The 24811-nt window shown below is 67.7% G+C and carries 28 protein-coding genes, 1 pseudogene and 1 riboswitch; of the genes and pseudogenes, 21 read left to right on the top strand and 8 right to left on the bottom strand.

Annotation, left to right across the window (positions count from 1 at the left end; genetic code table 11):
- Positions 1 to 12: 12 nt before the first annotated feature.
- From lnt to trmB, 4 genes are all read left to right on the top strand, one after another.
- Positions 13 to 1560, top strand: coding sequence for an apolipoprotein N-acyltransferase (gene lnt, locus LC066_RS15860; RefSeq protein ID WP_224900991.1), 1548 nt, complete (start codon positions 13 to 15; stop codon positions 1558 to 1560).
- 36 nt (positions 1561 to 1596) lie between these two features.
- A riboswitch (SAM-SAH riboswitch) is annotated at positions 1597 to 1648 on the top strand.
- A gap of 7 nt (positions 1649 to 1655) precedes the next feature.
- On the top strand, positions 1656 to 2837 hold the full coding sequence (gene metK, locus LC066_RS15855) for a methionine adenosyltransferase (protein ID WP_222479900.1): 1182 nt from the start codon (positions 1656 to 1658) through the stop codon (positions 2835 to 2837).
- A 148-nt stretch (positions 2838 to 2985) separates the two neighbouring features.
- Positions 2986 to 3444, top strand: coding sequence for a preQ(1) synthase (queF, locus tag LC066_RS15850; protein ID WP_224900988.1), 459 nt, complete (start codon positions 2986 to 2988; stop codon positions 3442 to 3444).
- Positions 3445 to 3529: 85 nt separating this feature from the next.
- A complete protein-coding gene (gene trmB / locus LC066_RS15845; protein ID WP_224900986.1) occupies positions 3530 to 4252 on the top strand; it encodes a tRNA (guanine(46)-N(7))-methyltransferase TrmB in 723 nt (240 codons plus the stop codon).
- Between the two features lie 252 nt (positions 4253 to 4504).
- On the opposite strand, the gene LC066_RS15840 is transcribed toward trmB, so the two are convergent.
- Genes LC066_RS15840 through fabA form a run of 3 tightly spaced genes read right to left on the bottom strand, consistent with a single transcriptional unit; the run spans position 4505 to position 7077 of the window.
- The gene (locus tag LC066_RS15840; RefSeq protein ID WP_224900984.1) at positions 4505 to 5293 is read right to left on the bottom strand and encodes an enoyl-ACP reductase; all 789 of its coding nucleotides are present in this window, start codon (positions 5291 to 5293) and stop codon (positions 4505 to 4507) included.
- Between the two features lie 7 nt (positions 5294 to 5300).
- Entirely contained in the window at positions 5301 to 6530 is a 1230-nt protein-coding gene (fabB, locus tag LC066_RS15835) for a beta-ketoacyl-ACP synthase I (RefSeq protein ID WP_222479891.1), read from the bottom strand.
- Between the two features lie 37 nt (positions 6531 to 6567).
- Positions 6568 to 7077 (bottom strand): bifunctional 3-hydroxydecanoyl-ACP dehydratase/trans-2-decenoyl-ACP isomerase, encoded by a 510-nt coding sequence (gene fabA, locus LC066_RS15830; RefSeq protein ID WP_085889367.1) that lies wholly within the window; start codon positions 7075 to 7077, stop codon positions 6568 to 6570.
- Between the two features lie 174 nt (positions 7078 to 7251).
- Here fabA and irrA point away from each other — a divergent pair, with 174 nt between their 5' ends.
- Complete coding sequence (irrA, locus tag LC066_RS15825; protein ID WP_085889366.1) at positions 7252 to 7671, top strand: iron response transcriptional regulator IrrA; 420 nt, start codon at positions 7252 to 7254, stop codon at positions 7669 to 7671.
- Positions 7672 to 7762: 91 nt separating this feature from the next.
- Here the strand turns inward: irrA and LC066_RS15820 are convergent, their stop codons facing one another.
- Complete coding sequence (locus LC066_RS15820; RefSeq protein ID WP_224900981.1) at positions 7763 to 8398, bottom strand: hypothetical protein; 636 nt, start codon at positions 8396 to 8398, stop codon at positions 7763 to 7765.
- Between the two features lie 213 nt (positions 8399 to 8611).
- Entirely contained in the window at positions 8612 to 9049 is a 438-nt protein-coding gene (locus tag LC066_RS15815) for an FKBP-type peptidyl-prolyl cis-trans isomerase (RefSeq protein WP_222479885.1), read from the bottom strand.
- A gap of 178 nt (positions 9050 to 9227) precedes the next feature.
- Between LC066_RS15815 and LC066_RS15810 the strand changes: the two genes are divergently transcribed.
- From LC066_RS15810 to LC066_RS15755, 12 genes are all read left to right on the top strand, one after another.
- Entirely contained in the window at positions 9228 to 9911 is a 684-nt protein-coding gene (locus LC066_RS15810; protein ID WP_224900979.1) for a haloacid dehalogenase type II, read from the top strand.
- Positions 9911 to 10732: an alpha/beta fold hydrolase gene (locus LC066_RS15805; protein ID WP_224900977.1), complete on the top strand. Its 822-nt coding sequence runs from the start codon at positions 9911 to 9913 to the stop codon at positions 10730 to 10732. Before LC066_RS15810 ends, LC066_RS15805 begins: the two co-directional genes overlap by 1 nt.
- A 22-nt stretch (positions 10733 to 10754) precedes the next feature.
- Positions 10755 to 11723, top strand: a complete 969-nt coding sequence (locus tag LC066_RS15800) for a threonine/serine dehydratase (RefSeq protein ID WP_224900975.1) — start codon at positions 10755 to 10757, stop codon at positions 11721 to 11723.
- Between the two features lie 247 nt (positions 11724 to 11970).
- Positions 11971 to 13140, top strand: coding sequence for a 4-hydroxybenzoate 3-monooxygenase (gene pobA, locus LC066_RS15795; RefSeq protein WP_224900974.1), 1170 nt, complete (start codon positions 11971 to 11973; stop codon positions 13138 to 13140).
- Positions 13140 to 13931, top strand: coding sequence for a 3-oxoadipate enol-lactonase (pcaD, locus tag LC066_RS15790; protein WP_085889359.1), 792 nt, complete (start codon positions 13140 to 13142; stop codon positions 13929 to 13931). Before pobA ends, pcaD begins: the two co-directional genes overlap by 1 nt.
- Positions 13921 to 14307: a 4-carboxymuconolactone decarboxylase gene (gene pcaC, locus LC066_RS15785; RefSeq protein WP_224900972.1), complete on the top strand. Its 387-nt coding sequence runs from the start codon at positions 13921 to 13923 to the stop codon at positions 14305 to 14307. Before pcaD ends, pcaC begins: the two co-directional genes overlap by 11 nt.
- Positions 14304 to 15032 carry a protocatechuate 3,4-dioxygenase subunit beta gene (gene pcaH, locus LC066_RS15780; RefSeq protein ID WP_085889357.1) on the top strand — a complete coding sequence of 243 codons (729 nt, stop codon included), beginning with the start codon at positions 14304 to 14306 and terminating at the stop codon, positions 15030 to 15032. The genes pcaC and pcaH overlap by 4 nt, the downstream gene beginning before the upstream one ends.
- A gap of 3 nt (positions 15033 to 15035) precedes the next feature.
- Entirely contained in the window at positions 15036 to 15635 is a 600-nt protein-coding gene (gene pcaG / locus LC066_RS15775; protein ID WP_085889356.1) for a protocatechuate 3,4-dioxygenase subunit alpha, read from the top strand.
- Between the two features lie 13 nt (positions 15636 to 15648).
- Positions 15649 to 16356: an alpha/beta fold hydrolase gene (locus tag LC066_RS15770; protein ID WP_224900970.1), complete on the top strand. Its 708-nt coding sequence runs from the start codon at positions 15649 to 15651 to the stop codon at positions 16354 to 16356.
- Entirely contained in the window at positions 16356 to 17684 is a 1329-nt protein-coding gene (locus LC066_RS15765) for a lyase family protein (protein ID WP_224900967.1), read from the top strand. The genes LC066_RS15770 and LC066_RS15765 overlap by 1 nt, the downstream gene beginning before the upstream one ends.
- A gap of 167 nt (positions 17685 to 17851) precedes the next feature.
- The gene (locus LC066_RS15760; RefSeq protein WP_224900964.1) at positions 17852 to 18937 is read left to right on the top strand and encodes a Zn-dependent alcohol dehydrogenase; all 1086 of its coding nucleotides are present in this window, start codon (positions 17852 to 17854) and stop codon (positions 18935 to 18937) included.
- 35 nt (positions 18938 to 18972) lie between these two features.
- Positions 18973 to 20202 carry a mandelate racemase/muconate lactonizing enzyme family protein gene (locus LC066_RS15755; RefSeq protein ID WP_224900961.1) on the top strand — a complete coding sequence of 410 codons (1230 nt, stop codon included), beginning with the start codon at positions 18973 to 18975 and terminating at the stop codon, positions 20200 to 20202.
- Here LC066_RS15755 and LC066_RS15750 read toward each other — a convergent pair.
- Positions 20199 to 21182, bottom strand: coding sequence for an FUSC family protein (locus tag LC066_RS15750; protein ID WP_224900958.1), 984 nt, complete (start codon positions 21180 to 21182; stop codon positions 20199 to 20201). The genes LC066_RS15755 and LC066_RS15750 overlap by 4 nt on opposite strands.
- 192 nt (positions 21183 to 21374) lie before the next feature.
- Positions 21375 to 21581 carry a cold-shock protein gene (locus LC066_RS15745; RefSeq protein ID WP_085889350.1) on the bottom strand — a complete coding sequence of 69 codons (207 nt, stop codon included), beginning with the start codon at positions 21579 to 21581 and terminating at the stop codon, positions 21375 to 21377.
- A gap of 402 nt (positions 21582 to 21983) precedes the next feature.
- Between LC066_RS15745 and LC066_RS15740 the strand changes: the two genes are divergently transcribed.
- The 4 genes from LC066_RS15740 to LC066_RS15725 all read left to right on the top strand — a co-directional run bounded on the left by LC066_RS15740 (position 21984) and on the right by LC066_RS15725 (position 24337).
- Positions 21984 to 22457: a hypothetical protein gene (locus LC066_RS15740; RefSeq protein ID WP_224900956.1), complete on the top strand. Its 474-nt coding sequence runs from the start codon at positions 21984 to 21986 to the stop codon at positions 22455 to 22457.
- Positions 22458 to 22466: 9 nt separating this feature from the next.
- Entirely contained in the window at positions 22467 to 22829 is a 363-nt protein-coding gene (locus LC066_RS15735) for a hypothetical protein (RefSeq protein ID WP_224900953.1), read from the top strand.
- A 174-nt stretch (positions 22830 to 23003) separates the two neighbouring features.
- A complete protein-coding gene (locus LC066_RS15730; RefSeq protein ID WP_224900950.1) occupies positions 23004 to 23417 on the top strand; it encodes a DUF4168 domain-containing protein in 414 nt (137 codons plus the stop codon).
- Between the two features lie 125 nt (positions 23418 to 23542).
- A complete protein-coding gene (locus tag LC066_RS15725; protein ID WP_224900947.1) occupies positions 23543 to 24337 on the top strand; it encodes a helix-turn-helix transcriptional regulator in 795 nt (264 codons plus the stop codon).
- 368 nt (positions 24338 to 24705) lie between these two features.
- Here LC066_RS15725 and LC066_RS15720 read toward each other — a convergent pair.
- Positions 24706 to 24811: pseudogene (locus LC066_RS15720) on the bottom strand (IS5/IS1182 family transposase); the annotation flags it as partial.

Here is a 24811-nt window from a genome sequence, read left to right as displayed (position 1 = left end):
CTTGACCCGATCATGACGTCCCGCCTGTCGTGCCTCTCGCCGCGCCGCCTGGCCCCGCTCTGGCCCGTCGCCGCCGGCGCCCTGGCCGCCACCGGGCAGGCGCCCCTGTCGCTCTGGCCCGCCGCCATCCTGGGGTTCGCCCTGCTGACCCTCGCGGTCCTGCGCGCCGAGCGCCCTGCGCGGGCGGCCCGGGCCGGGTGGCTCTTCGGCGCAGGTTATTTCGCGCTGGCCCTGGCCTGGATCGTCGAACCTTTCATGGTGGACATCGCCCGGCACGGATGGATGGCACCCTTCGCGCTGGTGCTGATGGCCGGCGGGCTGGCGCTGTTCTGGGGCGGGGCTGCCGCGCTGGCCAAGCGGGTCGCGCCCGCCGGCCTGCCCGCCGCGCTGGCCCTGGCCGCCACGCTGACCCTGGCCGAGGCCCTGCGCGGCTGGATCTTCACCGGCTTCCCCTGGGCGCTGATCGGCCACGCGCTGATCCCGTCACCGCTGCTGCCGCTGGCCGCCTGGGGCGGGCCGCATGCCCTTTCGCTGCTGCTGCTGTGGCCCGCGACCCTGCTGGGCGCCGCCCTGTCCCACCCGGGCCGGAGCCGGATCGCCCCCGCCCTGCTGGCGCTGGCCGGCTTCGCCGCCCCCCTGGCCCTGGCCCTGTCTTTGCCCCCCCGTGCCCTGCCCGCAGGGGCCGAGGCCCCGGTCCTGCGCCTGGTGCAACCCAATGCCCCGCAGCGCGAGAAATGGCTGCCTGACCGCATCCCCGTCTTCTTCAACCGGCTGCAGCAATTGACGACCGAAGAGGGCACCGATGGCCAGCGCCCTGACCTGGTGATCTGGCCGGAAACGGCGGTGCCCTACCTGTTGAACGAAGGCGCCGCGCTGACCGATCTGCTGGCCGAATCCGCCCGGGGCAGCGCCCTGGCCTTCGGCGTGCAGCGCCGCGACGGGGCCGATTACTACAACTCCCTCGCCCTTCTGGACGCAAATGGCGAAATTTCGGGCACTTATGACAAGCACCACCTTGTCCCGTTCGGGGAATACCTGCCACTCGCCGACCTCATGGCTGATGTGGGCATCGGCGCGCTCGCCTCGCGCTTCGGCGGCGGCTACACGCCCGGCCCCGGCGCCCGCCTGATGGAGCTACCAGGCATCGGCCGCGCCCTGCCATTGATCTGCTACGAAGCCGTTTTTCCACGCGACATCCGTGCCGCGCCGGCCCGCCCCGATCTGCTTCTGCAAGTGACAAATGACGCCTGGTTCGGAAGTTTTTCCGGGCCTTATCAGCACCTTGCACAGGCACGTCTGCGTGCCGTGGAACAGGGGCTACCGCTGGTGCGGGCCGCCAACACCGGGGTCTCGGCGCTGATCTCCGCCGATGGTGAACTGCTGGCCAGCCTGCCGCTGAACACCACCGGCCATCTCGACGTCACGCTGCCGCCGCCCTCGGCGCCCACGCCCTACAGCCGGCACGGCGACTGGCCGGCACTGCTCGTCGCTTTTGCGCTCTTTTGTGTCGCTGCTGCGGGATTTGTTCACCATGTGTTCAGGTCTTCGCCAGAAAGTTGATTGACCCCAAGGTTCTAGCGGCCTACCCAATACTACGCGCCGCCCCAACGGCTTCCTGACGGGGCAGGTCTGAACTTTTACCGGAGCACTTCCAAATGACACGCCAGAACTACATCTTCACCTCTGAATCCGTTTCAGAGGGCCACCCCGACAAGGTCTGCGATCGCATTTCCGATGCCATCCTGGACGCCCTCATCGCCGAGGAACCGGAGGCGCGCGTCGCCTGCGAGACCTTCGCCACCACCAACCGAGTAGTCATCGGGGGTGAAGTCGGTCTGGCTGATCAGGACAAACTTCACGACTACATGCAGCATGTCGACGGCATCGTCCGCAACTGCATCAAGGACATCGGTTACGAGCAGGACAAGTTCCACCACGAGACCGTGGAGATCACCAACCTGCTGCACGAACAGTCGGCCCACATCGCCCAGGGCGTGGACGCCTCGAACGATAAGGACGAGGGCGCGGGCGACCAGGGCATCATGTTCGGTTTCGCCACCAATGAAACCCCGGAGCTGATGCCGGCGCCGATCCACTACGCGCACAAGATCCTGCAGCGCCTCGCCGAGGTCCGCAAGAACGGCACCGAGCCGACCCTGCGCCCCGACGCCAAGTCGCAGCTGTCGCTGAAGTACGAGAACGGCAAGCCCGTGGGCGTGACCCAGCTGGTGCTCTCCACGCAACACGCGGACGACGCCCAGACCTCGGCCCACATCCGCGAGATCGTGGAGCCCTATATCCGCGAAGTGCTGCCCGAAGACTGGCTGACCGATGAAACCGAATGGTGGGTCAACCCGACCGGCAAGTTCGTCATCGGCGGCCCCGACGGCGACGCCGGCCTGACGGGCCGCAAGATCATCGTCGACACCTACGGCGGGGCGGCCCCGCACGGCGGCGGCGCCTTCTCCGGCAAGGATCCGACGAAGGTGGACCGGTCCGCGGCCTATGCCTCGCGCTACCTCGCGAAGAACATCGTCGCGGCCGGCCTGGCGGACAAATGCTGCCTGCAGCTGTCCTATGCCATCGGCATCGCCAAGCCGCTGTCGATCTACGTCGACACCTACGGCACCAACAAGGTCGACGAGGCCGAGATCGAGGCAGCCGTGGCCAAGTCCATGGACCTGACCCCGCGCGGGATCCGTACGCACCTGGACCTGAACAAGCCGATCTACCAGCGCACCGCGGCCTACGGCCACTTCGGCCGCGCGCCCGATGCCGACGGCGGCTTCTCCTGGGAGAAGACCGACCTGGTCGAGGCGATCAAGTCCAACCTCTGAGCGCGCTCTGAGGCCTAGAGAGTGGGCCCCGATAATTGGCCCATGAACACGCCCTGCTCCGCCCGTCGGAGCAGGGCTTTTCGCTGCCCACTGGCCCGGGACCGCAAGCCATGCTAGGACGCCGCCTTCCGCAGCCAGGAGCAAGATCATGACGGATACCACGGGCCTGACCCAACTGGGCCAGTCCACCGGCCTGCCCACCTCGCCGGAGGCCGCCGTGCTGGAACGCGTCCCCCAGCCCACGCCGGGCGAACGCTACAACGTGCGTTTCACCGCGCCCGAGTTCACCTCGCTCTGCCCGATGACCGGCCAGCCGGATTTCGCGCATATCATGATCGACTACGTCCCCCGCGACTGGCTGGTCGAAAGCAAGTCGCTGAAGCTCTTCCTGGGGTCCTTCCGCAACCACGGCGCCTTCCACGAAGAATGCACGGTGATGATCGGCCGCCGCCTGGCTGACCTGCTGGCGCCCGAATGGCTGCGCATCGGCGCCTACTGGTATCCGCGCGGCGGCATCCCGATCGACGTCTTCTGGGCCACCGGCCCCGCCCCCGAAGACCTCTGGATCCCCGATCAGGGTGTGCCGCCCTATCGCGGTCGCGGCTGACCGCTTGACGCCCGCCCCGGCGCCTTGGCACAAGCGCCCCGACCCCTGGCGCACCAGGGACAGCCCGACTGGCAGAGATAGAAACATGACCGACAATCGCCCCGACACCCACCCCTCCGGCGCGCCCTGGCGCAACTTCTACGGCCGCTTCAAGGGCAAGGGTCTGCGCCCCAGCCAGGAAGCCTACCTGGACGAGGACCTGGGCAAGCTGTCGCCCAGCAAGGTCAGTTGGGAGGACAACCCAGACCGCACCCCAATCGACCTCGACGCGCTTTTCGGCGGCAAGGATGTCTGGCTGGAGATCGGCTTCGGCGGCGGGGAGCACCTGGTGCACCAGGCCGCCGGCAATCCCGACATCGGCATCATCGGGGCGGAACCCTACATCAACGGCGTGGCGATGCTCCTAGGCAAGATCCGCGAGGCTGGCGTGGAAAACCTGGCGGTGCACCCGGGCGATGTGCGCGACCTCTTCGACGTGCTGCCCGATGCCTCGATCTCCCGCGCCTTCCTGCTCTACCCCGACCCCTGGCCGAAGAAACGCCACCACCGGCGCCGTTTCGTCACGCCGGAACACCTGGAGCCGCTGAACCGGGTGCTGAAGCCCGGCGCGATCTTCCGCGTCGCGACCGACATTCCCGACTACGTGCGCCAGACCCTGCAACAGGTGCCGCGTCACGGCTTCGACTGGCTGGCCGAAAGCCCGACAGACTGGCGCCAGTCCTGGGACGACTGGATCTCGACCCGCTATGAGCAGAAGGCCCTACGCGAGGGCCGAACGCCGCACTACCTGACCTTCCGCAAACGGTGAGGGCGATTTCGGGCCGCAAGACGGCCCGAAGCCTCCGGCGGGAGTATTTTGGGCTGTCGGATAAAGAAGAACCTCTCGCCCGAACCAACGTGACGAGAGGCCCATCCTTCTAGCACGGTCATCGGGTCTCCACCCTGTACCGCCGCTCGATGCTGCCCGCGCAGGGTTAAGCAATCGCTAATATTATCCGACAGCTAGAAATACTCCCGCCGGAGGCGTCGGCCCGCCCGCAAGGGGCGCGCCGGGCATGCTTCAGAGGTTTTCCGGCTGCGGCATGCCCAGCACGTGGTAGCCGCCATCGACGTGGATGATCTCGCCGCTGGTGCAGGCACCGGCGTCGGAGGCCAGGTAGACCGCCGTCCCGCCCACGGCCTCCAGCGTCGCGTTGGCGCGCAGGGGGGCGTTGGTTTCGGTCTGGCGGAAGGTCTTGCGCGCACCGGAGATCGCCGCACCGGCCAGGGTCTTCATCGGGCCGGGGGAGATCGCGTTGACGCGGATCCCGTCGGGGCCGAGGTCGTTGGCCAGGTAGCGCACGGCGCTTTCCAGCGCCGCCTTGGCCACGCCCATGACGTTGTAATAGGGCGTCACCTTGTTCGACCCCTGGTAGGTCAGGGTCAGGATCGCGCCGCCCTCGGTCATCATCGGCGCGGCGCGGCGCGCCACGTCGATCAGCGAGTAGCAGGAGATGTCCAGCGAATGCTTGAAGTTGTTGCGGCTGGTGTTGATGAACCGGCCCGACAGCTCTGCCTTGTCGGAATAGGCGATGGCATGGACGACGAAATCGAGCGTCCCCCATTTCGCCTTCAGGTCGGCGAAGGCCGCATCCATCGAGGCATCGTCGCTGACATCCACGTCCAGCAGGTAATCCACACCCACCGAGGCGGCCAGGGGCGCCACGCGCTTGCCGAAGTTCTCTCCCTGGTAGGAAAAGGCCATCTCGGCCCCGGCCTCGTGAAGAGCCTTGGCGATCCCCCAGGCAATGGAGCGATCATTGGCCACGCCCATCACCAGGCCGCGTTTCCCCTGCATCTGTCCTGTCATAACCCTGTCACCCGGTATAGCGCGAGAGCAGCATCGAACCGTTCGTGCCGCCGAAACCAAAGGAATTCGTCATCACCGTGTCCAGGCCCGCCTTTTCGACCAGCGACCGGGCGATCTCGCCGGGGTTGATCGCCTCGTCGAGGGTCTGGATGTTGATCGACGGCGTGATGAAATCCTTGGCCAGCATGATCAGGCAGAAGATCGCCTCCAGCGCGCCCGCGGCGCCCTGGGCATGGCCGGTCATGGATTTCGTCGAGGAGATCAGCGGGGTCGCGCCTTCGCCGAAGACGCGGCGCACGGCCTCGACCTCGCCCACGTCGCCGACGGGGGTCGAGGTGCCATGGGCGTTGATGTAGCCCACCTTGCGGTCCTCGGGCAGCGTCTGCAGCGCCAGGCGCATCGCCCGCTCGCCACCCTCGCCCGAGGGCGCGACCATGTCGTGCCCATCCGAGGTGGCGGCAAAGCCGGTGACCTCGGCGTAGATCTTGGCGCCCCGTGCCTTGGCGTGTTCGAGGTCTTCCAGCACCAGCATGCCACCGCCGCCGGAAATGACGAAGCCGTCCCGGTCCGCGTCGAAGGCGCGCGAGGCCAGTTCCGGCGTGTCGTTGTATTTCGAGGACATGGCACCCATGGCATCGAAGAGGCAGGACAGGGTCCAGTCGAGCTCCTCGCCGCCGCCGGCGAACATCACGTCCTGCTTGCCCATCATGATCTGTTCAGCCGCATTGCCGATGCAGTGCAGCGAGGTCGAGCAAGCCGAGGTGATCGAGTAGTTGATGCCCTTGATCTTGAAGGCCGTCGCGAGGTTGGCCGAGATCGTCGACGACATGCACTTCGGCACGGCGAACGGGCCGATCCGCTTGGTCCCGCCGGATTTCAGCACCGTCTGGTGCGCCTGGAACATGGCGGAGGTCGACGGCCCGCCCGAGCCCGCGACAAGGCCGGTGCGCTCGTTCACGACGTCGCTGTCCTCAAGGCCAGCATCGGCGATCGCCTGCTGCATGGCGATATGGGCATAGGCGGCGCCCGGGCCCATGAAGCGCAGGGTGCGCTTGTCCACATGCTCGGCCGGGTCGATCTTCAGCGTCCCGGCAACCTGGCTGCGGAAGCCATGCTCGGCCATCTCCGGGGATCCTTCGATCCCGGATTTGCCCGCTTTCAGAGAGGCCTCGACCTCTTCGGCGTTGTTCCCGATAGAGGAGACGATCCCCAATCCGGTGACCACGACTCGACGCATGGTGTCCTCCTTCCGTGGAGAGATAGGTGTCGATGGATCAGCTCTCGGAGAGAGCGACCTTCATGTCCTTGACCTGGTAGATGACCTCACCGTCGGCTTCGACGATGCCGTCCGCCACGCCCATGGTCAGGCGGCGGGTCTGCACGGCCTTGGTGAAGTCGATCTTGTAGGTCAGCATCTTGCGGTCAGGCCGCACCATGCCGGTCAGCTTCACCTCGCCAACGCCAAGCGCATAGCCGCGCCCCTGCCAGCCGCGCCAGCCCAGGTTGAAGCCGGTCAGCTGCCACAGGCCGTCCAGGCCGAGGCAGCCCGGCATGATCGGGTTGCCGGGGAAGTGGCATTCGAAGAACCACAGGTCCGGGTTGATGTCGAACTCGGCCAGAACGTGGCCCTTGCCGTGCGCGCCGCCATCGGCGGAGATGTCGGTGATCCGGTCCATCATCAGCATCGGCGGTTCCGGCAACTGGGCGTTGCCGGGGCCGAACAGCTCTCCGCGCGCGCATTTCAGAAGGTCTTCCCGGTCGAAACTGCTGGGATAATCAGCCATTCAGGCGCGCCCCTTTCCGTGTCATCTTTTTCATCCCGACCCCTCTATCACCGCGCGCGCGAACCATGCAAGGTGCTGGCAAAGGCGCTCCGTCGCGGCGATTTGCCGGAACGGTTGCGTTTCGGGGCCCTTTTTTCCTATATTGTCTGGCGAACTGAAGGATACAAGAACGGCATGACCCCAACGGCAACCGAACGCGGCGCGGACTGGCTGGCAAAGGCCGACCTGCGACCGACCCGGCAGCGGATCGGCCTCGCCTCCCTTCTCGTGGGGGATGGGCAGGACCGGCATGTGACCGCCGAGAGCCTTTTCGCCGCCGCCAAGGACAGCGGCCAGCCCGTCTCGCTGGCCACCGTCTACAACACCCTGCGCGCTTTCTGCGACGCGGGCCTGATGCGTGAGATCACCGTCGACGGCTCGCGCAGCTACTTCGACACGAACATGCACGACCACCCGCATTTCTTCTGGGAAGACGACGGGTCGCTCAGCGATGCGCCCTCCGAGGAGCTTGAGCTGGCGCGTGTGCCGCGTGCCCCCGACGGGGCCGAGATTTCCAAGGTCGACGTGGTGATCCGCCTGCGCCGCAAGGGCTGAGGCCACGGCGCCACAACACGGACGATGAAAAGAGCCGCGCCCCCGGGACGCGGCTTTTTCATGTCTGGCAGCGAGGCGTCGCGGCGCGCGATCAGTTGGCCTCGTCCTGCGACCGGCAGTGATCGCAGCCCTGCGCGGCACAGTTCAGCGCCTTCATCCGCGCGCGCGAGGCCTCCCACTCGGCGCGGAAGTTCTCGCCGTCCCCATAGTCGGCGAAATGAGCATAGTGGGGGTGGGGACCGCGCGTCTTCATCGCGTGCTTGATCGGGCACCAGAAGGCCTCCGTCCGGCCGGCGACCTCGCGCACCCAGGCCACGACGCCGTTGCAGTAGCCGCAATAGACGCAGTTCAGTTTCTGGATGCCGTTCAGGTAGGCCAGCTGATGACGGTCGATGCGGATGTAGTCGCGCATCGGCACCTTGGGGATTCGGTAGGCGGGAAAGCAGATCGCCTGGTAGATCCACACCCACAGGTGCAGGATCGCGAAGGGCACGATCAGCGAATAGATCACCGGCGCGGTCATGGTGTGGCGGATCGGGCTGGCCGCCAGGAAGCCCGGCACATGCTGGCGCAGCTCCTTGTGGCGGCGCCGCATGCCCTCTTCCCAGACAACCCGACCGTTCTCGATCCGGTCCCAGAAGCGGCTGCGCCGCTCGGCCAGTTCCTGTTCCAGCTGATCCTGAAGTGCCGCGATGCGCGCGCGCAGCTCGTCGATCCTGTCCTGCATGCCTGTCCGCTCCTGTGGTCTGCCGGGGCAGGACAAGGTCTAGCGGCGCGGGCCGCAGCGGGGAAGCGTGACGTGCCGGGGCACGGACAGCAGCGGGCGTTGCGATGTCGGGGGAAGGCCGCGTCGGGTGGGGGCGCCCACCCCGGCGCGGCTGGCCGGGGCGGGCGGTGGCCCCGCGCCCCTGGGGGCGAAGGGCCTGAAATCAGGGCCGGATCAGGCCGCCGGAACGATCTCGACCATCTCGATGTCGAACACCAGGTCCTTGCCCGCCAGCATGTGGTTGGCATCCAGGGTGACGTTCTCGTCGGTGATTTCGACCACGGTCACCGGGATCGCCTGGCCCTGAGGCGTCTGCATCTGCAGCTGCAGACCCATTTCCAGCGGGATCTCGGCGGGGATCGCGTCGCGCGGGACCTGCTGCAGCGCGTCGGGGTTATGCGCGCCATAGGCCTCTTCGCTGGGGATCTCGACCTTCTGGGTTTCGCCCACGGCCATGCCGGGGATCGCCTTGTCGAGGCCGGGGATGATCTGGCCGGAGCCCACGGTGAACTCCAGCGGCTCGCGGCCGGCGGAGCTGTCGAAGGTGGTGCCGTCGGTCAGGGTGCCGGTGTAGTGGATGCGTACGGTATCGCCCGATTTTGCGGTGCTCATGGAATGTCCAATCTTGTCGGGGTGGGTTTGGAGGGCCGGGTCCTGCCCGGGTGCCTTCTCTCTCCTCCAACTTAACGCAGGCGCGCGCGGATCGCAAACCGGCCTTCCCACCCCCGCCGCCCCATGGCAGGTTGCCTCCGAAGGCGCCGGGAGGGCGGCGCCCGGAGGAGGATCTGCCATGCCCGTCACCACCTGCATCTTCGACGCCTACGGCACGCTGTTCGACGTCAACGCCGCCGCCCGCACAGCCGCCGAGGCTCCCGGCGCCGGCGCCCTGGACGAAAGCTGGTCGCGCGTGGCCGCCCAGTGGCGCGCCAAGCAGCTGGAATACTCCTGGCACCGGGCCATCCGCGGGCTGCACACGGATTTCTGGCAGGTCACCAAGGACGCCCTGGACTGGACGCTGGAGGCGGAGGGGCTGGACGATCCGGTGCTGCGCGAGGATCTGCTGGCCCTCTACTGGGAACTGCCGGCCTACCGCGAGGTGCCCAAGGTGTTGGCAACGCTGAAGGCGCGCGGGTTGGCCACGGGGATTTTGTCCAATGGATCCCCCGACATGCTGGAAGGGGCCGTGGCCTCCGCCGGGGTGGAAACCCTGCTGGACGCGGTGCTGTCGGTGGAACGGGTCGGCGTCTTCAAGCCGGCGGCGCCGGTCTACGATCTGGTCGGCGGGCGCTTCGGCTGCGACCCCGAAGAGGTGCTCTTCGTGTCATCGAATGGCTGGGACGTTTCGGCGGCGGCGGCCTACGGGTTCGCCACCGCCTGGGTAAACCGCGCCGGCCTGCCGCTGGACCGGCTGCCCGGCACGCCGGAGCATATCCTGACGGACCTGTCCGCCGTGCCCGATTTGGAGGTCTTCTGATGCCCCGTTTCACCGCCCCCGACGGCGCCGCGATCTACTACGAGGAGGCGGGCGAGGGCCTGCCGGTCCTGTGCTTGTCGGGGCTGACCCGCAACGGGCGCGATTTCGACATCGTGGCGCCGCATCTGCCGGGCGTCCGGCTGATCCGGATGGATTACCGCGGCCGCGCGCGGTCGGACTGGACCGGGCCGGCCACCTACACGTTGCCCACCGAATCACAGGATGCGCTGGCGCTGCTGGATCACCTGGGGATCGACAGCGCGGCGATCCTGGGCACATCGCGCGGCGGGCTGATTGCCATGGGGCTGGCCCTGCATGCCCCTGACCGCCTGCGGGGCGCGGCGCTGAACGACGTCGGGCCCGAGCTGAACACCGACGGCCTGGGCGCCATCGCGGGCTACCTCGGTCAGAACCCGCCCTTCGCCACGCTGGACGAAGCCGCCACCGCCCGTGTCGGCGATCCGGCCTTCCCGGACGTCTCCGTTGACCGCTGGCGACAGATGATCGGCAACACCACCCGCGAAACGTCCGACGGGCTGGTCATCGACTATGACCCGGCCCTGCGCGAGGCCGTCTTCGGCAGGCCGCCACCCGATCCCGCCCCCGACCTCTGGCCGCTCTTCGATGCGCTGGCGGCGAAACCCCTGGCGCTGATCTGGGGCGAGAACTCTGATCTGCTGAGCGAAGAGACGGTGACCCGAATGCAGGCCCGTGCGCCTGGCATGATCCTTGCGAGGGTCCCGAACCGGGGGCATACCCCTTTCCTTGACGAGCCGGAGGCGCTCGCCGCCCTGGCGACCTGGCTTGAGGCCCTGAGATAAGGCCCAGAAAGAAAGCTCCGAAATGAACATCGAGATGATCGAGGCCGCCGCCGCGCGGCTGGCGGGACACGCCCGCCGCACGCCCCTTCTGTCCTCGCCCTTCCTGGACGAGATCGCGGGCCGCCGCGTTCTGGTGAAACCCGAATGCCTGCAACTGACCGGCAGCTTCAAGTTCCGCGGCGCCTGGTCGGCAATCTCGGCGCTGGACCCGGCAGTGCGGGCGCGCGGCGTCATCGCGTTTTCGTCGGGCAACCATGCCCAGGGCGTGGCGCTGGCGGCGAAGATGCACGGGGTGCCCTCGGTCATCATCATGCCCGCCGACGCGCCGCAGCTGAAACTGGCCAACACCAGGGCCTTCGGCGCGGAGGTGGTGACCTATGACCGTGCCAACGAGGACCGCGACGAGATCGGCGCGCGTCTGTCCGCAGAACGCGGCCTGACCCTGATCAAACCCTTCGACGAGCCGCAGGTGATCGCGGGCCAGGGCACCGCCGGGCTGGAGATCGCCGAGGACCTGCTGGAGATGGGCATTTCCGAGGCCGAGATGCTGGTCTGCTGCGGCGGCGGCGGGCTGACCTCGGGCGTGGCGCTGGCCTGCGCCGACCGTGCCCCCGGTCTGCGTGTGCGCCCCGTGGAACCGGAAGGCTTCGACGATGTGACCCGCTCGCTCGCCGCCGGTGAGATCCAGCGCAACGCCTCCATGTCGGGGGGGATCTGCGACGCCATCGTCACGCCCCAGCCCGGCAACCTGACTTTCCCGATCATGTCCGAGCTCTGCGGCCCCGGCCTGGTGGTCACCGACGAGGAGGCCCTGCAGGCCATGGCCCAGGCCTTCCTGCGGCTGAAGGTGGTAGCCGAACCCGGCGGCGCCGTGGCCCTGGCCGCTGCGCTGACCCGCGCAGATTCGCTGCAGGGCGACACGGTGGTCGCGATGATCTCCGGCGGTAACGTCGACCCGGCGATGTTCGCCCGGGCGCTCGCCACGCTCTGATCCGCCGATCACCCTTTGCACGTGACGCCCGTCCGGCCCCGCGCCAGGCGGGCGTTTTGACGTGAAACCCGCAGCTCGGCTGCAAAATTCAGGGCGAGAGCCGGGTGCAGGTCGCTCCGGAGGCCCTCTTCGCCACCCGCCCCGGGCGCGGCGGCGCGGCGAGGGCGAGGGGGTGATTTAGAGTAATTTTAGTTGACGCAGTTAATTATGTTTGCCAATCCTCTTCCTGCGAACGGGAGGAATTTGCATGAAAACTCAAGTTGCCATCATTGGCGGCGGCCCCTCCGGGCTGCTGCTGTCCCAGCTTCTGGACAAGGCCGGCATCTCGTCCATCGTGCTGGAACGGAAGACGAAGGAGTACGTGCTGGGCCGCATCCGCGCCGGTGTCCTGGAACAGGGCTTCGTCGGGTTGATGCGCAAGGCCGGTGTCTCCGACCGGATGGACGCCGAGGGCTACACCCACGACGGCACGGTGATTTCCAATGGCGACGAGATCATCCCGATCAACTTTTCCGAGCTGACTGGCACGCCGGTCGTGGTCTACGGCCAGACGGAAGTGACCCGCGATCTCTACGAGGCCCGCGAGAAGGCCGGCGGCCAGATCGAGTTCGAGGTCGAGGATGTGGTGATCAACGACGCCAAGACCGATGCCCCCTACCTGACCTACACCGTCCACGGCGAAGAGCGGCGGATCGACTGTGATTTCGTCGCTGGCTGCGACGGCTTCCACGGGGTCAGCCGCCAGACCATCCCCGAGGACGTGCGCACCGAGTACGAAAAGGTCTATCCCTTCGGCTGGCTGGGCATCCTGTCGGAAACGCCCCCGGTGCATGACGAGCTGATCTACTGCAACTCACCCCGTGGCTTCGCCCTGTGCTCGATGCGCAATGCCAACCTGTCGCGCTACTACGTGCAGGTGCCGCTGACCGACAAGGTCGAGGAGTGGTCGGACGCGCGGTTCTGGGACGAGTTCAAATCCCGCATTCCCGCCGAGATGGCTGAAAAACTGGTCACCGGCCCGACCATCGAGAAAAGCATCGCGCCGCTGCGCAGCTTCGTCACCGAACCGATGAGATGGGGCAACCTGTTCCTGTGCGGCGATGCGGCCCATATCGTGCCGCCCACGGGCGCCAAGGGGCTGAACACCGCCGCCTCGGACATCCACTACCTCTACGAGGGTTTGAAGGCGCATTACCTTGACGGCGACAGCGAAGGGCTCGACACCTACTCGGAGAAAGCCCTCCTGCGCATCTGGAAGGCCGAGCGGTTCTCCTGGTGGATGACCAACCTCCTGCACCAGTTCCCCGACCAGCCGGCGTTCGACGTCAAGATGCAGCAGGCCGAACTGAACTTCCTGCGCGACAACACCGAAGCGCAAAAGGTGTTGGCGCAGAACTATGTTGGACTGCCCTACTGATGAAAATCGCCGACCTTGACCGACTGAAGATCCACTACACCGACGAGGGGGACCCCGACGGCGCCCCCATCGTCTTTGCCAACTCGCTTGGCACGGATCTGCGCCTTTGGGACAAGCTGGTGCCGCTGCTGCCTGCCGGCCTGCGCATCATCCGCTATGACAAGCGCGGCCATGGGTTGAGCGAAGGCACGCCCGCGCCCTATTCCATGGGCACGCTGATTTCCGACGTGGAGGCGCTGCTGGATCACCTGGGCGTCAAGGATGCGCTGTTCGTCGGCCTGTCCATCGGCGGCATGATCGGCCAGGGCCTGGCGGTCAAACGTCTGGACCTGGTGCGGGCGCTGGTCATCTCCAACTCGGCTGCCAAGATGGGCACCGCCGAGATGTGGCACGACCGGATCGCCAAGTGCCGGGCCGAGGGCGTCGGGTCCATCGCGGCCCCCACGATGGAACGCTGGTTCGGCAAGAAATTCCGCGCCACGCCGGAACTTGCCGCGTGGCAGACCATGCTGGCCCGCCAGGATCTGGAGGGCTACACCGGCTGCTGCGCCGCCATCGCCGGCACCGATTTCTACACGCCCACCTCGGGCCTGCGCCTGCCCTGTCTGGGCATCGCGGGCACCGAGGACGGCGCCAGCCCGCCCGACCTGGTACGCGAGACCGTGGACCTGGTGCCGGGCTCGCGGCTGGAGTTGATCCGCGGCGCGGGCCACCTGCCCTGCGTCGAGACCCCCGAGGAATACGCCCGTATCCTCAGTGATTTCATCAAGGAGACCGGCCATGTCCAATGACCGTTTCACAAAAGGGATGGAGGTCCGCCGTTCGGTCCTGGGTGATGCCCATGTCGACCGCGCCGAGGCCGCCAAGACCGACTTCGACCTGCCCTTCCAGACCCTGATCACCGAAGGGGCCTGGGGCAATGTCTGGGCCAGTGACGGCATCAGCAAGCGCGAGCGGTCGATGCTAACCCTGGCGCTGCTGGCCGCCACCGGCAACTTCGAGGAGATTCCGATGCACATCCGGGCCACCGCCCGCACCGGTGCGTCGAAACAGGATGTGCAGGAAGCCTTCCAGCACGTCGCCATCTACGCGGGCGTTCCGCGCGCAAACCACGCGCTGAAGCTGGCGAAACAAACCTACGCCGAAATGGAGGAGCAAGACCAATGACCGATCTCGGCCCGCTGATCCCGCGAAATCGCGAGATCCATCCCGTGCCCTACGACCCGGGCTACAAGACCAGCATCACGCGCTCGCCGAACCTGCCGCTGCTGTCGATGGAATCCACCCCGTCCGAGGAAACCGGCCCCCGTTTCGGCCACAACCTGCTGGGCGAGCTGGACAACAACCTGATCCTGAACTGGACCAAGGGCGCCGCGCCGGCCGTGGGCGAACGCATCCTGGTGCACGGTCGCGTCCTGGACGAGAACGGCCGCCCGGTGCCGCACACCCTGGTCGAGATCTGGCAGGCCAACGCGGGCGGGCGCTACCGCCACGTGAAGGACACCTACTTTGCCCCGCTCGACCCGAACTTCGGCGGCTGTGGTCGTACGATCACGGATGAGAACGGCTACTACGAGTTCCTGACCATCCGCCCCGGCGCCTACCCCTGGCCGAACCGTGGCAATGACTGGCGCCCGATGCACATCCACATGTCGGTCTTCGGCCACAGCTTCGGCCAGCGCCTGATCACCCAGCTCTACTTCGAGGGTGACCCGCTGATCGACCGCTGCCCGATCGCGGCCACGATCAAGTCGCGCAGCCAGCTGGACCGCCTGGTCGCTCCGCTGGACATGGCCAAGGCCCGTCCGATGGACTTCCTGGCCTACAAGTTCGACGTCGTCCTGCGCGGCCGCCGTCAGACCATGTTCGAAAACAAGCTCGAGGGGATGTAATCCATGACCCAGCAACTCGACATCCTGCAGGAAACCCCGTCCCAGACGGCGGGCCCCTACGTCCACATCGGCTGCGTTCCGACCTTCGCGGGCCTGGAAGGCATCTATCCCGAAGACCTGGCCCTGTCGCCCATCGAAGACGGCGCCAAGGGCGAGATCATCGAGATCACCGGCTCCGTCTACGATGGCACCGGCTGGGCGATGCGCGACGCGATGATGGAAAGCTGGCAGGCGGATGCCGCCGGTATCTTCCCCGGCAGCGAGGGTGCGGATCCCAAGGTCTCCGGCTTCTGCCGCTTCACCGCGGACAAGGAAACCGGCATCTTCACCCTGCGCACCGTCAAGCCCGGCGCAACCAAGGGCCGTGGCGGCGTGATTCAGGCGCCGCACATCTCGGTTTGGGTCGTCGCCCGCGGCATCAACATCGGCCTGCAGACGCGCATCTACTTCGAGGACGAGGACAACAGCGCCGACCCGCTGCTGGCCCGGATCGAACAGCGTCCGCGCGTCGACACGCTGATCGCGAAGAAGACCGCCGAGGGCAAGTACACCTTCGACATCCGCCTGCAAGGCGAGGGCGAGACGGTCTTCCTCGACATCTGATGGCCCACATCTGATGGCCCGTTTCGTGCTGATCCACGGCGCCTGCCATACCGGCTGGTGCTGGCACCAAGTGGTCCCCGAGCTTCTGGCTCGGGGACATCACGTGACCGCCCCCGACCTGCCCGGTCGCGGCGGCGATCCCCGCCCCCATGACAGCCTGACCCTGGACGATTACGCGCGCTGCGTGCTCGACCATGCCGAGCAACCCTCGGTGCTGGTCGGCCATTCCGCGGGCGGCTTCCCGATCTCCCGCGCAGCGGAGCTGGACCCGCGGCGGGTCACGCGGCTGATCTACCTCTGCGCCTTCCTGCCCCGCGACGGCGCCTCCCTGCTGGAGATGGCGAACGCCATGCCCGAGCCACCGCTGAAGGGCCTGGCCCGCCGGCAGGGGGAGGACTACGCGATGAACGACGGCGCGGACGACACCCGCTTCTACCACGGCCTGCCCGAGGCCCTGCGCGCCGAGGCCCGCAGCCGGCTCTGCCCCGAGCCGATGGCCCCGCACAGTGAGAAAATCCGCCTGGGCCCGAACTGGCAGAGCCGCCCGCGATCCTATATCCGTTGCACCGAAGACCTGACCATATCGCCTGACGCCCAGGCCGAGATGGCGCTCTCCTGTGACCCGAAGGACAGATACGACATGCCCACCGGACATTCCCCCTTCCTTTCCGACCCCGAGGGCCTCGCCGCCCTGCTGTCTCGCATCGCGGAGGACCTGTGATGGCGGGTTCGGTCCACGACGGTCAGATCTATTCCAAGCTGTTCAACGCGGGCGAGGCCGCGCGGCTTTTCACCGACAGCGCCGAGGTCCGCTCGATGCTGATCGTCGAAGGCGCGCTGGCCAAGGCCCAAGGCGGGCTCGGCATGATCCCGGAGGTCTCCGCCGCCTTCATCCATCGCGCCTCGATGGAGCTGGCCATTGACCCCGGCGCCTTGCAGGCCGGCGCGGGCAAGAACGGCGTGGCCGTGCCCTCGCTGGTGGCCGAGTTCCGCAAGGAGATGCAGGCGCCGGAACATGCGCAATACGTGCATTGGGGCGCCACCTCGCAGGACATCGCGGACACCGGGCAGATGCTGCGCCTGCGCCAGCTGCTGACGCTCTGCGAAGACGGGCTGAAGGACCTGCTGGGCACGCTGGCGCGGCTGGCCTCCGACCATGCCGAACTGCCCATGGCGGGCCGCACCTACGGCCAGTTCGCCACGCCCGTCAGCTTCGGCAGCCATGTCGCCGCCTGGGGCTGGCCCCTGCTGGATCTGCTGAAGGAGCTTCCCGCCCTGCGCGAGGCATCGCTTTGGGTCTCTCTGTCCGGCGCCGCCGGCACGGGGGCGGAGTTCGCCGGACAGGGCGCCGCGCTGCGCGCCAAGCTGGCCGAAGGGCTGGGCCTGGGCGATCCGGGCCGCAGTTGGCACGCCGATCGCGGGCCCGTGCTGCGCATCGCGTCCTGGCTGGCGCGCATGGCGCAGGTGCTGGGCAAGATGGGCGATGACCTGATCCTGATGGCCCAAAGCTCGGTGTCGGAGATCACGCTCTCGGCCTCCGGCGGCTCCTCCACCATGCCGCAGAAACAGAACCCGGTGCAGCCTTCGGTCCTGCTGGCCTCGGCGCGTCAGGTGCTGGGGCTGAAGGCGATCCTCGATGGTGCGGGCATGCCGCGGCAGGAACGCGACGGGGCGGCCTGGTTCACCGAATGGCTGACCCTGCCGCAGCTGTGCCTTTCGGCCGCTGCCGCCCTGCAGACCGCGCGCGACATGGCGCCGGGCCTCACCCCCAAGGCCGAGGAGATGCACGCCGTCTTCAGCGACAGCCTGGGCCTGCTGCATGCCGAGGCGCTGTCCTTCCGCCTGGCGGGTGCCATGCCCCGCCCCGAAGCACAGGCGAAGGTGAAGGAGCTGGCGCAGGAGGTGCTGGCGTCGGGTCGTCCGCTGGGTGAGCTGGCCCGCGAGGCCTTCCCCGCGCTGGACCTGTCGGGCCTCTTCTCCCCCGAGACCCAGATGGGCGACGCCCCCGCCAATGCCCGCGCCTTCGCGGCGGCGGTCTCCGCGCTCTGATCCCGGCGCGCGCGCCTTGTCCGGGCGCGCGCCTGTCCGGCTCGCGATGCGGCAATCTTTTCCCTATCGGTCGGCGGCCACAGTCGCTAATTTCGACATGAGGAAATATATTTCGCAGAATGCGGCAGGTCGCCCGAAGGGCGGTCGCGGCAAACGGGAGGGATCACATGCAGACCATAAAGGCGGCGCTCTGCCGCGAGTTCAACGCGCCGATGACCATCGAAGACGTGCAGTTGCGCGCGCCCGAAATGGGCGAGGTCGAGGTGGAACTGGAAGCGGTGGCGATCTGCCATTCCGACATTTCCTATTGGCAGGGCGGCTTCGGCGGGCAGGTGCCGGCGGTCTTCGGGCATGAGGCGGCGGGGCGGATCACCGCGCTCGGGCAAGGGGTGCACGGGCTGAAGGTGGGCGACCCGGTCTGCGTCACCCTGATCCGTGCCTGCGGCCATTGCGACTGCTGCGGCTCGGGCCAGCCCACGATCTGCGAAACGCCGTTTGATGCCGTGACGCAAAGCCCGATCAGCCTGCCCGACGGCACGCCGGTGATGCAGGCGATGGCCTCCGGCGCCTTCGCCGAGAAGATGGTGGTGGACCAGAGCCAGGTTGTCGCCATCCCCGACAGCATCCCGATGGATGCAGCCAGCCTGATTTCCTGCGGGGTGATCACCGGGGTGGGCGCCGCCGTCTACGCCAGCGAGATCCGCGCGGGCGACGACGTGGTGGTGATCGGCGCGGGCGGTGTCGGCCTGAACGCCATCCAGGGCGCGCGCATCGCGGGCGCCCGGCGCATCGTGGCGGTCGACCTGGTCCCGGAGAAGCTGGAGGCGGCGAAGGAGTTCGGCGCCACCGACGTGGTCAGCGCCGAGGGCAAGCCCTGGAAAGAGGTGAAGCAGGTGCTGGGTCGGGGCGCCGACGCGGTGCTGGTCACCGTGGGCGTGGCGCCGGTCTACGACATGGCGCCGCGCTATCTTGCACGGGGCGGCAGGATCGTCATGGTGGGGATGCCCCATGGCGACAAGACCGCGTCCTATTCGCCGCTGATCATGGCGGACGCGGGCCAGGGCATCGTCGGGTCCAAGATGGGCAACGTGGTGGTGAAACGCGACATTCCCTGGATGGTCGACATGTACCAGCAGGGACGGCTGAAACTGGACGAGCTGATCTCGGGCCGCTGGACGCTGGACCAGATCAACGAGGCCATCGCCGACACGCTGGCCGGCCAGGCCCGGCGGAACGTGATCATGATGAAATAGGCCGTGGGCGCGCGGCCGGTTGAAGGAGGCCCCCCGTGCATCTGTCCGACCTCGACATCATCATCACCGCCCCGCCCAGCCCCGGCTGGGGCGGGCGCTACTGGATCCTGGTGAAGCTGACGACCGCCTGCGGGATCACCGGCTGGGGCGAGGTCTACGCCGCCTCGGTCGGGCCCGAGGCGATGACGGCGGTGATCCGCGATGTCTTCGACCGGCACATGGCCGGCGAAAACCCCGAGCAGATCGAGCTGATGGCCCGCCGCGCCTATTCGGCAGGCTTCACCCAGCGGCCCGATCTGACGGTCATGGGCGCCTTTTCGGGGCTCGAAATCGCCTGCTGGGACATCCTGGGCAAGGCCCGCGACCGGCCCGTTCATGCCCTGCTGGGCGGCAGGATCAACGACCGGATCCGTTGCTATTCCTACCTCTACCCCCTGCCGCACCACGACGTGTCGGCCTTCTGGACCAGCCCCGAGATGGCCGCAGACAGCGCGCGCGATCTGGTGGCGCGGGGCTATACGGCGGTGAAGTTCGACCCCGCCGGCCCCTACACGATCCGCGGCGGCCACATGCCGGCGCGATCGGACCTGACCCTGTCGGCACAGGTCTGCGAGGCGGTGCATGGGGCCGTGGGCGATCACGCGGATCTGCTCTTCGGCACCCATGGCCAGTTCACCGCCACCGGCGCCCTGCGCATGGCCCGCGCCATCACCCCTTACGACCCCGCCTGGTTCGAGGAACCCGTGCCGCCCGACGACCTGACCGGCCTGGCCGAGGTCTGTCGCGCCTCCGGCCTGCCGGTGGCCACGGGCGAGCGGCTGACCACCCTGGCCGAATTCCGCGCCGCGCTGGAGGCCGGCGCGGCGATCCTGCAACCCGCGACAGGCCGGGCGGGCGGGATCTGGGAGACCCGCAAAATCGCCGCCCTGGCCCAGGCCTTCGGCGCACAGGTGGCGCCGCACCTCTACGCCGGGCCGGTGGAATGGGCCGCCAACCTGCACCTGGCCACGACGATCCCCAACCTGATGATGGCCGAGACCATCGAGACCCCGTTCCATGACGCGCTGATCGGCGGTGCAATCCGGGTGGAGGCAGGTCATGTCACCCTGTCCGACGCCCCCGGGCTGGGGATCGAGGTGGACGAGGCGCTGGCGCGGGCGCATCCCTACACGGGCGATGCCCTGCACCTGACGATGCAGGAAGACCCCTGCCGCTATGACCGGGCGAATGCCTTTCAGGGGGGCGCGCCGCGCGACGAGGCCTAGGCCAGATGCGCAGGCAGCAGGCGGCGGTGCACGGCCGTCACCAGCAGCGTGCCACAGACCAGCGCCAGGCCGCCTGCGGCCTCCTGCGCCAGCCCGTGACCGATGGCGCCGACCTCCGCCGTCAGCAGGAAGCACATGTTGCTGTCCAGCCCGAAGGGCGCCATTCGTGGGTGCGCGCGAAGCAGCGCCCCGGCCCCGATGAAGACCACGCCCAGCAGGTAGAGGCCCGGATCCCCCAGGCCCAACCAATGCCCCAGCCCGCGATAGGCCACCGCCGCCACCACGCCAAGCGCCGCGGCCGGCGGCAGGTAGCGGATCAGCGGACGGGGATCGGGCATCGACCCCATGATCGAGGCGAAGACCGTCAGCGCCAGCGCCCCCGCCACGATCCAGAACTGGCCGATCAGCAAGAGCAGGACCAGCCCGCCCCCGGCAATCAGCCCCGCCACCGCCCCATGGCGCAGCCCCCGGCCCAACCCATGGTCGAGCCGCAGCCGCTGTGCCTCGTCCCGGCGCGGGGTGAAGGGGAAGGTGAAAAGCGTGACCGAGGCCACGCCGATCAGCGTGCACCAGACCCGACCCAGGGCCAGGTCCCAGGGATCTCCCGCCGTCGCCACGCCGGGCAGCACCACCACGCCCAGGGTGATCGCCGCCATCAACGCCCCGTAGGAATAGATCGTGCCGATCCAGAAGGCCGCGAATGTGCCTGCGCCGACCCCAAGGACGTAAAGCGCGACCAGCGCCACCGGCTCTTGGACATGGGCCAGCATCACCAGGCCCAGGCCGGCCCCCAGCATCGTGCCCAGGATGCGCAGCACGCCCCGGATCACCAGGTCCTCCCGCCAGGACTGGCTGACCACCCAGACCGGCATGGCCGCCCAGAAGGGATTGGTGATGCCCAGCCCCCAGGCGACCCCAAGCGCGACCGAGGCCGCGAGGAAGAGTTGCAGGGCGCGAAAGGTCCAGTGATCCCGGGACATCGGGCGGCTCCAAATATGATTGTCGGCGTCAATTACCTAGCCGGGAACGGGGGGTGATGAAAAGCGTCTTGCGACGATCCAAGGCCGCTGCGGCCCGCGCGCCCCATGGAACGCATGAAAAAGGGCCGCCCCCGCGGGACGGCCCTTTCGAAATCTCTCAGGCGGGACGCGCGACGCGCGGCCCCGGCGCGATCAGAGCAGTTCCAGGTTGGTCGCTGCTTCGCGGCCATTGCGGCCGGTTTCGATCTCGAAGCTGATCTTGGCGCCATCCTGCAGGCCGGTCAGGCCCGAACGCTCAACGGCGGAAATGTGGACGAAAACGTCCTTGCTGCCGCCTTCGGGTGCGATGAAGCCGTAGCCTTTGGTGGTGTTGAACCATTTCACGGTGCCAGTGGCCATGTCGTGAACTCCTGTTTTCTTGTGCCGCACGCGGAAGTGCTGCGGCCCGGCGTAGGTCGTCTGATCGAGACTGTCGCCGGTAGCATAACAGGGGGTCGATAGAGGTCGCGTAGCGGGTCCCTCTATCGCAGGTTTCGCGAGTCGGGGGAAGAAAAATAACGCGACGCGCCCGGCAGATGCGCCAGACAGGCTTGGCCGCTGGCGGTGTCCCGCAGGTCGGGACGGGGCTGCTGCCAGGCGGGACAGAAACAACTCAGCCGGGAAGTCAGGTATTCCCCACTCGCCACCGATGCCATTTCGCATCAACCTGTAGATACTTTCTCAGACTTCTCCGCATTTCAGACGTTCACGCTTTTCGGACAGAGCGTGGCCCGACCCGGTCACGCCAGCATGGAGAACATCATGTTTCAGAATGAACGCTTCGGGCGCGGTCGGCACCTGGTCGGCGGGCGGAACCCGCTCTCGCGCAGCACACCCTTCGCCCTGATCGCGCTGCTGATCCTTCTCGGCCCCACACGGCTGCAGGCCGAACCAATCGGCGGCGCCCTGATCCTTGAAGACGGCGCCAGCGCACAGATCCTGTCGGCGCCCCCAACGGGCCTCTTCAACCTGCCCGGCAAATCGGTGGCCACGGCAGAGCCCGGGACGGCCTTCGTGATCACCGGCGACGTGCAGACGCAGAAGTTCTTCGGCACCACGCAATGGGTCGAGGTCGCCCCGCTGGGCGAGGAACAGAGCACCGGCTGGATCGACCTGAACAGGTTGTCGGCCGGCGACTACCGGATCCTGCGTCCGGAAGAGGTGGCACGGGGCGACCTGTCGGCCGAGATGACCGACACCCTCATCGGCGGCCTGTCCGGCGGCAGCAGCAACTAGGAGAGCACCATGGAGAACCTCGTCTACATCCTGCCGATGCTCGCCAGCGCGGGCACGCCGCTGGTCTTCTTCTTCATCGGCGTCGCGATCAGCCTTGTGTTGCGCCTGCACGGCGACACCCCCAAGGGTCATATCTGGTGCATGAGCCTGCCCGTGGCGATGCTCTGCGCTGGCATGATGCTGAACGCCAATTCGGTGACCCAACCCGGCGAAAACGGCACCGTCATCATCTTCACCTTCATGACCGGGGTCGGGAAATTCCTGAACTTCGGCGGCATGATGATGTTGCTGGGCACCATGGTGCCGCAGCTGTTCAAGTCCGCCCGAGATCGGGTGATGACAAGAGCCCAGGGACAGATCGCCGGGGAGTAACCCCTGCCCCGGCGGGACACACCGGCGGGGGCACGCGCACATCCGGGCGGCAATCCGGCGGCAGAACGCCGAGATCGACACAGGCGGTTGTACCCCGCCGACCGGAGGCACAGGTCTTTGGCAGCGGGCCGGAAGGCCCCGAACGACCATGGACCACGAGCAGGAGGATCCAAGATGACCAAGATGACCCTGACCGGCAAGTTTGCCGCCGCCGCAACCGCCCTCGGCCTGACCCTGGCCCCCGCCGCCCTGGTGGCGCAGGAGGCAACCAGCCCCGAGGCCCCGCAGGAAGCCCCCGCGGCCAGCTTCTCCGACGAACAGCTGAACGGCTTCGTCGATGCCGCGATGGAAGTGGCCGAGATCCGCGACACCTACATGCCGCAGCTGCAGGCGGCCGAGAGCGAGGCCGATGCCCAGGCGCTGCAGACCGAAGCCCGGGACGAGATGGTCGCCGCCATCGAGGCGACCGAGAACATGGATGTGCAGACCTACACCCAGATCGGGGAAAGCGCCCAGACCGACGAGGCCCTGCAGGCCCGGCTGAACACGATGATCCAGGATCGCGTGACCGAGCAAGGCGAGGGCTGAGCCCGCCCCCGGCCAGGACGACCTGACGAGATGACCATGCGCCGCCCCACCCCGGGGCGGCGCTTTCGTTTGCTCGGGTCCGCGAACCCTTCCCCGAACCGCCCTCGCCTCCTATACCGGATGTCATGACCGATACGGACGTGACAGCCCCTCTCGACGAGGCCGTCTTCGGCATGTGGGATCGTCTGGCGGATTTCCGGGCCTCCGACATTGCCGGCGCGCGGCATTTCTTCCTTGAAACGCTCTGCTACCTGCTGGACGCGCAGAACGCCGCCTGGGTCGGCGCCGTGCGGATGGACCGCCACGATCCCGACGACCCGCTGCACGGCTGGCGCCCGCGCAAGTTCGACCGGCTGCACCATACCAGGGACAGCAAGGCCCTGGTGCGCGCCAAGGCACGGCAGCTGGAGGACGGCAAGCCCGACATCGTCACCATCCGCCGCGTGGCCCTGGCCGGGCAGTTCCGCGTGCACCGGCTGGACGACCTGGCGCCCGAGGGCTGGCGCGACGGCGACTTCTTCCGCGGCTACTACCACGAGGCCGGCATCGTCGACACGATGTGGGCCGGCATCCCCGTCAACGCCGATACCGAGCTGTACCTCGGCCTCTACCGCACCCGCGGCCACGCGCTCTTCCGGCCCGAAGACTGCGACCGGATGGCCTTCGCCCTGCGCGGGCTGCGCTGGTTCCACCGCCACCTGATGCTGGCCGAGGGCATTGGCGTCGCCTCCAGCCCCGTCACGCCCGCCGAACAGCGCGTGCTGTCGGGTCTGCTGCACGGCAACAGCGAACAGGCGATCGCCGAGGACAACGGCCAGAGCGTGCACACGACCCATGACCATGTGAAACGTTTGTTCCGGAAATACGGCGTCGGCAGCCGCGCCGAGCTGATGGCCCTGTGGCTCGGCAAGGCCGTGTGAGACGCGGTCCCTGCGCAGCAGGGCAGACCCTCCGGGGGAGCGGCTTGAGCGTCGAAGGGTCGTAGCTCAGGTGGAAGCTGCTTCCTAGCCGCCGGAGACCAGCGGCGAAGCCTCAGGGTGGAGGTCGGCGCCCGACCCTGGGTGGGCGCATGTGCGCCCTGAGTTTAGCGTGGGCGCCTTCAAGCCGAAGTGTCGGGCGTTCTGCTTAGGACATCGCCAATGCGCCCTCCCGGGGGGAGGGTCGGGCGCCGCCCGGCAGTGCCGGTAGAGGCAAACCTCAAGACGCCGAACCATGATTTCCTCCCTGAATTCCGGCGCGTTCTCCGTCTGCATCGCGTCCCCCACAACGCGAACACTAGGGTCAGGACTCATAGCCAGTAAATAACGAGGGCTGCGAGGGCGATGGCTGACAGGAAGACTTTCGGGCATCTGTCGTATCGGGTCGCCACACGCCGCCAATCCTTCAGCCTGCCG

Source organism: Pseudooceanicola marinus, assembly GCF_020177265.1.
In the GTDB taxonomy this organism is placed as follows: domain Bacteria; phylum Pseudomonadota; class Alphaproteobacteria; order Rhodobacterales; family Rhodobacteraceae; genus Pseudooceanicola; species Pseudooceanicola marinus_A.
This window is presented reverse-complemented; position numbering and strand designations above follow the sequence as displayed.

Excerpts from the sequence above, each read along its gene's own strand:
- lnt (WP_224900991.1), top strand. The coding sequence starts at position 13 with ATGACGTCCCGCCTGTCGTGCCTCTCGCCGCGCCGCCTGGCCCCGCTC.
- metK (WP_222479900.1), top strand. The coding sequence starts at position 1,656 with ATGACACGCCAGAACTACATCTTCACCTCTGAATCCGTTTCAGAGGGC.
- queF (WP_224900988.1), top strand. The coding sequence starts at position 2,986 with ATGACGGATACCACGGGCCTGACCCAACTGGGCCAGTCCACCGGCCTG.
- trmB (WP_224900986.1), top strand. The coding sequence starts at position 3,530 with ATGACCGACAATCGCCCCGACACCCACCCCTCCGGCGCGCCCTGGCGC.
- LC066_RS15840 (WP_224900984.1), bottom strand. The coding sequence starts at position 5,293 with ATGACAGGACAGATGCAGGGGAAACGCGGCCTGGTGATGGGCGTGGCC.
- fabB (WP_222479891.1), bottom strand. The coding sequence starts at position 6,530 with ATGCGTCGAGTCGTGGTCACCGGATTGGGGATCGTCTCCTCTATCGGG.
- fabA (WP_085889367.1), bottom strand. The coding sequence starts at position 7,077 with ATGGCTGATTATCCCAGCAGTTTCGACCGGGAAGACCTTCTGAAATGC.
- irrA (WP_085889366.1), top strand. The coding sequence starts at position 7,252 with ATGACCCCAACGGCAACCGAACGCGGCGCGGACTGGCTGGCAAAGGCC.
- LC066_RS15820 (WP_224900981.1), bottom strand. The coding sequence starts at position 8,398 with ATGCAGGACAGGATCGACGAGCTGCGCGCGCGCATCGCGGCACTTCAG.
- LC066_RS15815 (WP_222479885.1), bottom strand. The coding sequence starts at position 9,049 with ATGAGCACCGCAAAATCGGGCGATACCGTACGCATCCACTACACCGGC.
- LC066_RS15810 (WP_224900979.1), top strand. The coding sequence starts at position 9,228 with ATGCCCGTCACCACCTGCATCTTCGACGCCTACGGCACGCTGTTCGAC.
- LC066_RS15805 (WP_224900977.1), top strand. The coding sequence starts at position 9,911 with ATGCCCCGTTTCACCGCCCCCGACGGCGCCGCGATCTACTACGAGGAG.
- LC066_RS15800 (WP_224900975.1), top strand. The coding sequence starts at position 10,755 with ATGAACATCGAGATGATCGAGGCCGCCGCCGCGCGGCTGGCGGGACAC.
- pobA (WP_224900974.1), top strand. The coding sequence starts at position 11,971 with ATGAAAACTCAAGTTGCCATCATTGGCGGCGGCCCCTCCGGGCTGCTG.
- pcaD (WP_085889359.1), top strand. The coding sequence starts at position 13,140 with ATGAAAATCGCCGACCTTGACCGACTGAAGATCCACTACACCGACGAG.
- pcaC (WP_224900972.1), top strand. The coding sequence starts at position 13,921 with ATGTCCAATGACCGTTTCACAAAAGGGATGGAGGTCCGCCGTTCGGTC.
- pcaH (WP_085889357.1), top strand. The coding sequence starts at position 14,304 with ATGACCGATCTCGGCCCGCTGATCCCGCGAAATCGCGAGATCCATCCC.
- pcaG (WP_085889356.1), top strand. The coding sequence starts at position 15,036 with ATGACCCAGCAACTCGACATCCTGCAGGAAACCCCGTCCCAGACGGCG.
- LC066_RS15770 (WP_224900970.1), top strand. The coding sequence starts at position 15,649 with ATGGCCCGTTTCGTGCTGATCCACGGCGCCTGCCATACCGGCTGGTGC.
- LC066_RS15765 (WP_224900967.1), top strand. The coding sequence starts at position 16,356 with ATGGCGGGTTCGGTCCACGACGGTCAGATCTATTCCAAGCTGTTCAAC.
- LC066_RS15760 (WP_224900964.1), top strand. The coding sequence starts at position 17,852 with ATGCAGACCATAAAGGCGGCGCTCTGCCGCGAGTTCAACGCGCCGATG.
- LC066_RS15750 (WP_224900958.1), bottom strand. The coding sequence starts at position 21,182 with ATGTCCCGGGATCACTGGACCTTTCGCGCCCTGCAACTCTTCCTCGCG.
- LC066_RS15745 (WP_085889350.1), bottom strand. The coding sequence starts at position 21,581 with ATGGCCACTGGCACCGTGAAATGGTTCAACACCACCAAAGGCTACGGC.
- LC066_RS15740 (WP_224900956.1), top strand. The coding sequence starts at position 21,984 with ATGTTTCAGAATGAACGCTTCGGGCGCGGTCGGCACCTGGTCGGCGGG.
- LC066_RS15735 (WP_224900953.1), top strand. The coding sequence starts at position 22,467 with ATGGAGAACCTCGTCTACATCCTGCCGATGCTCGCCAGCGCGGGCACG.
- LC066_RS15730 (WP_224900950.1), top strand. The coding sequence starts at position 23,004 with ATGACCAAGATGACCCTGACCGGCAAGTTTGCCGCCGCCGCAACCGCC.
- LC066_RS15725 (WP_224900947.1), top strand. The coding sequence starts at position 23,543 with ATGACCGATACGGACGTGACAGCCCCTCTCGACGAGGCCGTCTTCGGC.